The sequence below is a fragment of the Methylibium sp. genome (assembly GCF_013817365.1).
GTDB lineage: Bacteria > Pseudomonadota > Gammaproteobacteria > Burkholderiales > Burkholderiaceae_C > Methylibium.
In genome coordinates this window covers 1-9,101 of the sequence record NZ_JACDCU010000129.1, presented here as the reverse complement: position 1 = coordinate 9,101, position 9,101 = coordinate 1, and the positions used below count along the sequence as shown (strand labels likewise).

Annotated in this window: 9 protein-coding genes and 1 pseudogene; 4 read left to right on the top strand and 6 right to left on the bottom strand. The window is 66.1% G+C overall.

The window, feature by feature from the left end:
* Positions 1 to 307 precede the first annotated feature (307 nt).
* The 5 genes and pseudogenes from H0W38_RS09885 to H0W38_RS09865 form a co-directional block, all read right to left on the bottom strand.
* Positions 308 to 721 (bottom strand): annotated as a pseudogene (locus H0W38_RS09885) (amino acid permease); the annotation flags it as partial.
* 52 nt (positions 722 to 773) lie between these two features.
* On the bottom strand, positions 774 to 2,063 hold the full coding sequence (locus H0W38_RS09880) for a class I SAM-dependent methyltransferase (RefSeq protein ID WP_367161858.1): 1,290 nt from the start codon (positions 2,061 to 2,063) through the stop codon (positions 774 to 776).
* 450 nt (positions 2,064 to 2,513) lie between these two features.
* Positions 2,514 to 2,693, bottom strand: a complete 180-nt coding sequence (locus H0W38_RS09875; RefSeq protein WP_292453385.1) for a hypothetical protein — start codon at positions 2,691 to 2,693, stop codon at positions 2,514 to 2,516.
* Between the two features lie 102 nt (positions 2,694 to 2,795).
* Positions 2,796 to 3,353, bottom strand: coding sequence for a hemerythrin domain-containing protein (locus tag H0W38_RS09870; RefSeq protein WP_292453382.1), 558 nt, complete (start codon positions 3,351 to 3,353; stop codon positions 2,796 to 2,798).
* Positions 3,354 to 3,526: 173 nt separating this feature from the next.
* Positions 3,527 to 4,018: a universal stress protein gene (locus H0W38_RS09865; protein WP_292453378.1), complete on the bottom strand. Its 492-nt coding sequence runs from the start codon at positions 4,016 to 4,018 to the stop codon at positions 3,527 to 3,529.
* Positions 4,019 to 4,296: 278 nt separating this feature from the next.
* Here H0W38_RS09865 and H0W38_RS09860 point away from each other — a divergent pair, with 278 nt between their 5' ends.
* Entirely contained in the window at positions 4,297 to 4,830 is a 534-nt protein-coding gene (locus H0W38_RS09860) for a DUF882 domain-containing protein (protein ID WP_292453375.1), read from the top strand.
* Here the strand turns inward: H0W38_RS09860 and H0W38_RS09855 are convergent, their stop codons facing one another.
* Positions 4,831 to 6,432 (bottom strand): L,D-transpeptidase family protein, encoded by a 1,602-nt coding sequence (locus H0W38_RS09855; protein ID WP_292453373.1) that lies wholly within the window; start codon positions 6,430 to 6,432, stop codon positions 4,831 to 4,833.
* A gap of 239 nt (positions 6,433 to 6,671) precedes the next feature.
* Here H0W38_RS09855 and H0W38_RS09850 point away from each other — a divergent pair, with 239 nt between their 5' ends.
* The 3 genes from H0W38_RS09850 to H0W38_RS22060 form a co-directional block, all read left to right on the top strand.
* A complete protein-coding gene (locus H0W38_RS09850; RefSeq protein ID WP_292453371.1) occupies positions 6,672 to 7,325 on the top strand; it encodes a BON domain-containing protein in 654 nt (217 codons plus the stop codon).
* A gap of 173 nt (positions 7,326 to 7,498) precedes the next feature.
* Positions 7,499 to 8,761, top strand: coding sequence for an acetate/propionate family kinase (locus tag H0W38_RS09845; RefSeq protein ID WP_292453369.1), 1,263 nt, complete (start codon positions 7,499 to 7,501; stop codon positions 8,759 to 8,761).
* A gap of 178 nt (positions 8,762 to 8,939) precedes the next feature.
* Positions 8,940 to 9,101: universal stress protein (locus H0W38_RS22060; RefSeq protein WP_367161860.1), on the top strand; the 162-nt coding region annotated here is incomplete at its 3' end.

Below are 9,101 nucleotides of genomic sequence, written 5' to 3'. Positions count from 1 at the left end.
TAGTTTAGAAGTTCCGCACCCAGATCGCGCGCCAAGAGACTGCTGCAGGCGTCCTTGTCGATGACCGCGTCGACGGCATGCAGGCCGGCCCCATCCGCGGCCGTGGCCACCGGGATGCCGCCGCCACCTGCGGCGATCACGAGCGTACCCTGCGAGAGCAACCATTCGATCGGCTGCAGGCACAGCACGCGTAGAGGTGCGGGAGAAGCCACAACGCGACGAAACACATTGCCGTCCGCGGACATGTTCCAGCCGCGGTCACGGCCGATACGGTCCGCCTCGCCTGCGGTGTAGACGGGCCCGATGGGCCAAAGGCCGGAAAGAAGTACCCGAGGGCCGCGAACGCCGCGACCAGATACCCCACAGTGCCGATCCAGGCGCTGACCCAGTAGCCCCAGGCGGAGTTGAAACCGACGTAGTCTCCGGCCGTGGCGCGCGCATAGGCGTAGATGCCATTGTTCAGATCGGGCTTGCGCAGCGCGATCATCTGATAGACCAACGCCAGGGTCAGCATTCCCGCGCCGGTGATCAACCAGCCCAACAGGATGGCGCCCGCGCCCGCGCCGGCGGCCATGTTCTGCGGCAGGCCGAAGATGCCGCTGCCGAGGATGGAGCCGAGCACGAGCGCGACGAGCAGGCCGGACCCGAGCCGACCCTTCGTTCCACTCGTGATGACGGGTGTTGCCGGTGCGCTTCCAAGTGTCGGCGTGTAGGTGCTCATGGAGTCCTCGTTGTTCTTGAACGGTTTGATTAGCACGTGGCGGTGCGGCGGCTCACGGGTACATGTGTCGCCGCGTCAAGGGTAGAGACGTGCGGCCGGCGTCGCGTTTGCTCGCGAGGACCTGGTACACACCGATTCCGCCGGACTCGAACTCGAGCGCACAAACGGCCATGTACAGCCGCCAGACTCGGTACGTCGATTCACTGACGTACTCCAGTGCCTGCGTGTGATGGCGCTCCAGCCGAGAGACCCAATGCCTGAGCGTCAACGCGTAGTGATGCCGCAGCGCTTCGACGTCGGCGATCTCGAACCTCTCCCGCTCCATGACGCGCTGGATATTGCTGATGGTGTCCAGCTGCCCGCCGGGGAATACGTAGTGGTTGATGAATTCGGTGGAGAGTGTCTTGCTCCAGCCTTCCACGTCGTGCGTGATTCCGTGGTTGAGGAACAGGCCCGCCGGTTTCAGAAGGCGGTGCACCGCCGCGAAGTAGACGGGCAGGTTGTTCAGGCCAACATGCTCGAACATGCCGACACTGGAGACCTTGTCGTAAAGCGACTCGCCCGGGAGGTCGCGGTAGTCGCAAAGATCAACCGTCACCCGTTCCTGGAGGCCGGCCTGGGCGATGCGCTGGCGCGCCAACTCCAGCTGATGCCGGCTGAGCGTAATTCCGTGAGCGCGGACGCCGTAATGAGTGGCCGCGTGGATGACCAGCGCACCCCAGCCGCAGCCTATGTCGAGCAGTCGCTCGCCCGGCTGCAGCAGGAGCTTGCGGCAGATGTGGTCGAGCTTGGCCTGCTGAGCCCGTTCCAGGTCGTCGCTCGGCTGCTCGAAGTAGGCGCACGAGTACACCATGGCCTCGTCGAGCCACAAGGCATAGAACTCGTTCGAGACGTCGTAATGGAAGGCGATCGCCTCGCGGCTCCCCGTTTTCGAATGCGCCTGTTCGTTGCGCCCGCGCAGGAGCGAGCGTTCCGCTCCGGCCCATACGCAACTGCCACCGGCCGCGGGCAACCGCATGGCGCTGAGCAGGGCGCCCAGTCGGTCCCGCAAGGAGAGCCGGATCGCGTGCAGATGATCCTTCAGGCCGAGCGCGGCGAAGAAGTCGCCTTCGATGTCGATGTCGTCCCGGAAGTAGGCCTCGGCGAGGCGCAGGGGGTCACGACCAACGACCATGGTTCGGACAGCGCCCGGGCTCCGGCACACCAGCGTGAACGGCGGCTCGGCGTCTTCACCCCCGGTGCTGCCGAGCTTCAAGGGTGTTCCGTTCCACAACCGCATCGCGAGCCTCCCCTTGAAGCCGCGAAACAGCCGCTTCAGCAGGTCGGACGCTGCCTCGACCAAAGGGTGCAACGCAACTGGCGGGTGCAAGGCCTGCGCGCACGCCCCGGGGCCGTTGATGTCTTCCCCGACTCTCGAGCCCAGACCGACCGAGTGGACGAGCTCGTTCATGCCGACACACCCGAGCCAACCTGCGAATGGATCGTCGGCGATCTCTGCGGCCGTGCAGCCTTGATGCCGGCGAGGCCGGCGCGCTTGCAACTCATCGCGTCCGCCGCTTGGTGTTGATGCGATCGGGTTTGCCCATGTCGTAATGATCCAACGCGACTGCGGAGGGTCACTTGATCTAGCGCAAGTCAGCCGTAGAGGCGTGACAGCAGCGCGACGGTGGTTGCCCTGTGCGCCGAAACGCGGCGCCACCGAGTACGAGCGGTCGAGCGATGCGGACGAACATCTTCACACCGTCCCTGAAGCCGTAACCTCTCCGAAGTCCGGACAAAAGCGCGGCCTGTATCAACCTTGCAGCACGCATTTCTCGTAGAGGCCCAGCATCTCCCCGCGCGGGTCGTACTTCGCCTTCAACGTCGCGTAGCGGTCCATGCCGTAGGCTCGCGCGAACTCGTCGCGCGAATCATCAGCGTGGTCGTCGCGTTCTTGTGCAAAGTGATCACATGGCGTGCCTTGGTCGTCCATCCCGCCACGATCGCCTTCAGCACCTGTCGGCCGAAGAGCAATGGGCGCTTGCTTTGTAGCAAGTAATCATCCGGGACCGAACACCAACAAGCTCTTGGACCTTCACAGCTGGACGGGTTGGCGCTCTGGGCGTCGGCGCGCCGCCATCTCTCTGCCCATATCTCGGCGCTCGCCATCGCCCATGCGACTGCGCGCATGCGGGTAGATGAACGACTCCTCGAGCGCGATGTGGTCGTGAGAGAGGGCGGTGAAGACCGCTGCGGCTTCACGCAGAAAGTCGAGGTCGTACCAGGACTGACCCGACGCCACGGCGTCGAGGTGGGGCAAGATTTCCTTCCAGTCCTGCTCGAGCCAAGCGTGATCCTGCTGCAGGCGCTGCACGGTCTGGGTGGTTGCCGCGTCACCGTCGCGCAGCAGGCGCGGGAACAGATGACGCTCTTCGTCTTCATGATGCAGACGTGCGGTGGTCGAAAAGTGCCGGATGATTTCGTTGGCCAAGGCGCGCGAATCGGGGTCCGGGCCGGTCCTGACAAGGCTGGAGATCAGGGCCGCAAGCTTGCCCAGAGTCAGCACGGTCTGCCGGTGACAGACGTCGAGCACGTCGAAACCGTCGGGGAGTGTCGTTGCGGCAAGCGCTTGTGATTCGAGCGTCGGGGTCATGGCGGATTCCAGTCAGGGTGGGCGTTCGGCATCGTTCGCTGCGGGCTCCACCTCTGTGCGCCGCAGCGAACGTCACTCCAGCCAGACTATTCGTCATCAACGGCTGGCGCATTGATCCAGCGCAAACGGCTGACGCTGACCCAAACATGCTGCCCCTGGCTTCTGCGACGCTTTCAAGTGACGGGCAAGGCAGCCAGCTTGACCAAGGTCACGGGCACGCTTGCCGAGTGAACCAGCCCCTGCGACACCGACCCGAGAAGCGTGGCGCGCAGAGCACCGTGCCCACGCATGCCCATGATGACTGCGTCGCATCCCAAGCGCTCGATCAGCCCCAGCAGAACGGGTACCGGCTCGCCGGTGGCGGGCTCGACCTGATACGCAATGGTCGTCTGATCCAGCAGTGCGCGGCCACCCTCGATTGCGTTCGCTGCGGTGGCTCCGGTGGCGCGCCCGACGGCGTCGGGGTCGACGAGCAGCACCTCGATCAGATAGGCCGGTGCCTGCACGTTGGCGAGGACGAGACTGGCCTGGAGCCCTTCACCGACGAGACGGATTGCATGGCGCACGGCTGCAAGGGCGTATTCGGAGCCATCGACTGGCAACAAGATCTTCATCGCATTCCTTTGCTTGGCACGATCAGCACTCGCGACGGCGCTGACGTTCACAGGCCGACCATAGAACCTCGCACGACCGGCTCGCTTGTTGGATGTCAAGCGGCGTCATCGCTCGGCGTTCCAGCGCAGGAGCGGCGCCAAGCGTAACGGCGTCTTCTCTGTTCGAGCCGCCTCCGCAGTGAAGAAGCAGGCACGTCTGCCTCGCGTTGGCAGGATGCATCGCACGGTTGCCTCGAGGCTCGACGCGATTTGCGAGCGCGTCCATTGAAGCCCGACCGTTGTCACCCCTATGATGGAGGACTCCTCGCCAGCTTAGCCTGCCTGCCATCGTGAATAGCCCCTCCCGCCGCTGCTTCGTCGCCACACTCGGGGCGTCCGCACTCGCCATCGGCCCGAGCTGGGCGCGGGCCGGCAGCGGCGCGCCGCGCGCCTTGAACTTCGACAACCTGCACACCGGCGAGAAGCTGGTCGTGGAGTATTTCCAGGCCGATCGCTACCTGCCCGATGCGCTGGCGGCCGTCAATCACCTGCTGCGTGACTTCCGCACCGGCGATGTCGGCGCCGTCGATCCTGCGCTGCTCGACCTGCTGCATGGGCTGGGCTCGCTCACCGGCAGCACGCGGGCGTTCCAGATCATCTCGGGCTACCGCTCGCCGGCCACCAACGCGGTGCTGCACGAGCGCAGCAGCGGCGTGGCCAGCGGCAGCCTGCACATGCGCGGGCAGGCCATCGACATCCGCCTTGGCGACGTGCCGCTGACCACGCTGCGCAATGCCGCGCTGGCGCTGCGCGCGGGTGGCGTGGGTTACTACGCGGCGTCGAACTTCGTGCACGTGGACTGCGGCCGCGTGCGCGCCTGGTAGCTACGGGGCGCCGCGCCGCTTCGCCAGTGCCCGGGCCAGCCGGGCATCGTGGCCGTAGATGTCCTGCGCAAAGTGCAGCGACTGGCCCGCGGGCATCACCATGGCGGTCATGTAGAACAGGATCACCGGCAGCGGCCGCACGAGGTCCACGCGCAGCGATGCAGGGCCTGCCATCGCAGCTTCGATGCGCTCGCGCGTCCACTCCGGCTGATCCTTCAACACCCACTGTGCGAGCGCGACCGGCCTTTCCACCCGCACGCAGCCGTGGCTGAAGTCGCGCCGCGCGCGGCCGAACAGCTGCGTGGCCGGTGTGTCGTGCAGGTACACGTTGGCGTCGTTCGGAAAGATGAACTTCACCAGGCCGAGCGAGTTCTTAGGCCCCGGGCGCTGGCGCACGCGCAGCACGCCCTGGCGCAGCAGGGCCAGGTTCTCGCTGCTGCTTGCTTCGGCCGGCTGTGCGGTGTCGCCGGCGCCGCGCACGATCTCCATGTCGTGACGTGGCAGGTAGTCGGGGTCGCGCGCGATGGCCGGCAGTACTTCTTTGCGCACGATGGAACGCGGCACGTTCCAGTACGGCCGGAAGACGAGATAGCGCATCTGTTCCATCAGCACCGGCGTCTGCGTATTCAGCGCGCGCCCAACGACGACACCCATGTCGATCAGTTGCGCGGCCGGCGCGGCGGGGTCCCAGGCCCACAGGCGGAACATCGGGATGTTGATGCCGATGAAGGGCTGGCCGCTCAGCTCAGGCAGCCAGCGTAGGCGCTCCAACGCCAGTTCGAGTTGCCGCACCCGCTGCGCGAGCGGCACGTTCATCGCGGCAAGCGTCGTGCTTCCGAGCGTGCCATCGGCCTCGAGGCCGTGCCGTGCCTGGAAGCGCTTGACGCCATCGACCAGCACGGCGTCGTAGCGCTCGCCCGCCGGCGGCGTATCGGCCGGCAGGTCGCCGAGCGCGGCGAGCCGGCGCTGCAGTGCGGCCGCGCCGGTGTAGGCGTCGCCGATCTTCAGCGACCTGGCCGGTGCAATGGTGGGCAGCGGGACCAGCGATGAGTCTGCGGCCAGCACGCGGTAGCGCGCGAGCGCCTCGCGCAGCTTGCCGTACTGCACCAGGCGGGGGCGCAGGTCGGCCGCCGCCCGTGGCAGGCGTTGCTCGGCTGCAGCGGCCTGTAGCAAGGCTGCGAAATCCGGTACTTCGCTTTCGCGCCGTTCGATCCGAAAGCCGAGCGAACGCGGATCGACGCGGCCACGGTGCAGGTCGTGCAGGAAGCGCTGCATCGCGGCGGCGAGCTCGCGCTCGAAGGCCTGCGCGGACGGCGCATCGGCTTCGGACGCGCCGCTCAGTGCCGCGGCCTGCAGGGCGAGTTCGCGGGCCTGGTAGTCCTGCGCCACCAGCCCATCGGCCGGGGCATCTGCGAGCAACTGAAGCGCGTCGCGCGCGCTCGCTGTTGGCCGCCCGCTTGCGTCCAGCCACGTCGAAGCGGGTGGTGCGGCCGCCGCCGGATCGACCAGCAGCAAGCCAAGCAGCGGCGCCAGCCACAGCCACAGCCACAGGAACACGCTCCCGGTCAATCGCGATTCGGAGCGAGCGAAGCGCATTTTCATGGCGTGGCCCTCGGGGATGCAAAGAGAACAGGACATCACCTTAGGCCCGGGGCGCGGGGCGAGGCTTGCGCAAGCTCATCAGGCGGCGATGCATGCATCGAGGGCCCGGCCGTCAGTGCGACGGCGCGCTGCCGCCGAGGATGGCGCGCGAACCGTGGATCAATTGCTTGCGCTGGATCAAGGACGGGACGAAGCCTTCAGCGCAAGGTCAGCGTTCCCCATCGAGATGGAAGAAGACTATGAAGACCGACACACAACTGCAGCAGGACGTTCTCGCAGAACTGCAGTGGGAACCCTCGGTAAACGCCGCGAAGATCGGGGTCAAGGTCGTGGATGGCATCGTGACGCTGGCCGGGCACGTCGACAGGCACGCGGAAAAGCGGAGTGCGGAACATGCTGCCCAGCGCGTCTACGGCGTCAAGGCCCTGGCCACGGACATCGATGTTTCGCTTCCGGGGTCGAGCAAGCGAACCGATGGGGACATTGCGCGATCCGTGGAGAACGCTCTGCAGTGGACGACGTTTTTGCCGAAGGACTCGGTCAAAGTCACAGTCGAAGCCGGTTGGGTCACTCTGTCCGGACCACTGAACTGGGAGTATCAACGTCAGTCTGCGGCGTCGGCCGTGCGCTATCTCTTAAGTGTGACAGGCGTCAGCGACCAGCTTGTGATCAAGCCGAAGGTAGCGGCAAGCGCGGTGAAAACCGACATCGAGGCAGCGCCGAAGCGACACGCCCACGCCGATGCCCAGAAGATCTCGGTTGAAGTCCGCGGCGCGGATGTGACGCTGACGGGCAAGCTCCCGACTTGGGCGGAACGCGATATGGCGAGGAACGCTGCCTGGGGAACGCCCGGTGTCTGCAACGTCATAGACAACATCACCGTCGGCTCATGATCGCGGCGAGGGTCCGTTCAAAATGCGGGTGGCGACGATGAAGCGCTGGCCGCACGACTGCAGCGCGAACGCGCGGTTGCCTTCGCGCTGCAGTCCTGGCCGCGCTTCACCGGGCCTCAGGCAAAGGAGGTTGCTGTTCGCCGGGGTGGCCTTCCCGATGAACCCGAGGTTTCATGTCGCGTAGCCGCAGCGACATGGCCACGCTAACGCAAGGGCCGCAGGCGCTCTCAGACACGGACGCCGCGGCGACGGCAGCGCCGACGACCCTGGTGCTGAATGCGGGTTCGTCGAGCATCAAGTTCGCGCTGTTCGAATCACCGCCGTCGCTGCACAAGGTTGTTGCAGGCCACATCGAGCGCATCGGCTCGAGCGTCCCGGCCTTCAAGGCAACCGGGCCGGCACCTGGCGATACTTTCTCGCGCGCGCTCGACGCACGCGATCACCAAAGTGCGGCGGTGGCCCTGCTCGATTGGCTTGACCAGCGCAGGCCGCTTGCCACGCTGGCAGCGGTGGGGCACCGTGTGGTGCGTGGTGCGCCGTTCTATTCGAGCCCCGAGCGCCTCAGCGACGAAATGATCGAGCGGCTGCGTCAGCTCAGCCCCTTTGACACCGCACACCTGCCGCATGAAATCGGGCTGATCGAGGCGGTTCGCGAGCGCTGCCCCCAACTGCCGCACGTGGCCTGCTTCGATACCGCGTTCCAACACGAGATGCCGCGCGTCGCGAGCTTGCTGCCGATTGCGCGCCGCTACGAGGCGCAGGGGTTGCGGCGCCTGGGCTTTCACGGTCTGTCCTACCAGTTCCTGATGCCCGAAGTTGCGCAGCTCGACGACCGTTATGCGGCGCGCGGGCGCATCGTTCTCGCACACCTCGGCAACGGCGCCAGCCTGGCCGCCGTGCGCGACGGCATGCCGGTCGACACCAGTTTGGGTTTCACGCCGAGCGGTGGCCTGCCGATGAGCACGCGCTCGGGCGATGTCGACCCGGGGTTGCTGTACTACTTGGCGCGCACCGAAAAATTCGGCGCCGAGCAACTCAACGAGCTGCTGAATTCACAGTCGGGCCTGCTCGGCGTCCCCGAGACCAGTGCCGACATGCGCGACCTGCTCGAGCGGCAAGCCAGCGACGTGCGTGCCGCCGAAGCCGTGGCGCTGTTCTGCTATCAGGTGAAGAAACTCATCGGCCCCTACGCCGCTGCGCTCGGTGGCATCGGCGAGCACGCATACGAAGTGCGCTCGCGCATCTGCGAGGGCCTGGGCATTCTGGGCATCGACCTCGATGCCGATCTGAATCTCGGCGAGTCCGGCAACGCCGCTGTCATTTCCGCTGCCAGCAGCACGGTGCGGGTTCGGGTGATCCGCACCGACGAGGAATCGACGATTGCGCGCAGCGTCTGCAATTGCTCGGCCTGCCCATTACCCCGGAATCAACCATGATGACCAAGACGGCCTCCACTGAAACCCCGAACGGCCCGCTTGTCGGGGGATTTGCTGCGCCGCACTCTCACCTACTGGCGCGCCGCGACCAGTCGTCGGTCGGGCAGGTCTACGCAATTCTCGGTGACGTGGGGTGCCTGGATGCGCTGTCACGACCCTGCCGCAGCCATGAACCCGAATGCGCGCAAGGAATAGCACCGCAAAGGACCACCCCATGAACACAGCGCTGATACCGATCGACGGCTCATCCAGTTCGCTGCGCGCGCTGGCCTTCGCATTGCACGCACTGCGCGGCCGCCCAGATGCACAGATCCATGTTCTCAACGTTCAGGCGCCTCTG

What these genes read in the sequence shown, in the direction of transcription:
- H0W38_RS09875 (WP_292453385.1), bottom strand. Translation starts at nt 2,693, where the DNA reads ATGGACGACCAAGGCACGCCATGTGATCACTTTGCACAAGAACGCGAC.
- H0W38_RS09870 (WP_292453382.1), bottom strand. Translation starts at nt 3,353, where the DNA reads ATGACCCCGACGCTCGAATCACAAGCGCTTGCCGCAACGACACTCCCC.
- H0W38_RS09855 (WP_292453373.1), bottom strand. Translation starts at nt 6,432, where the DNA reads ATGAAAATGCGCTTCGCTCGCTCCGAATCGCGATTGACCGGGAGCGTG.
- H0W38_RS09850 (WP_292453371.1), top strand. Translation starts at nt 6,672, where the DNA reads ATGAAGACCGACACACAACTGCAGCAGGACGTTCTCGCAGAACTGCAG.
- H0W38_RS09845 (WP_292453369.1), top strand. Translation starts at nt 7,499, where the DNA reads ATGTCGCGTAGCCGCAGCGACATGGCCACGCTAACGCAAGGGCCGCAG.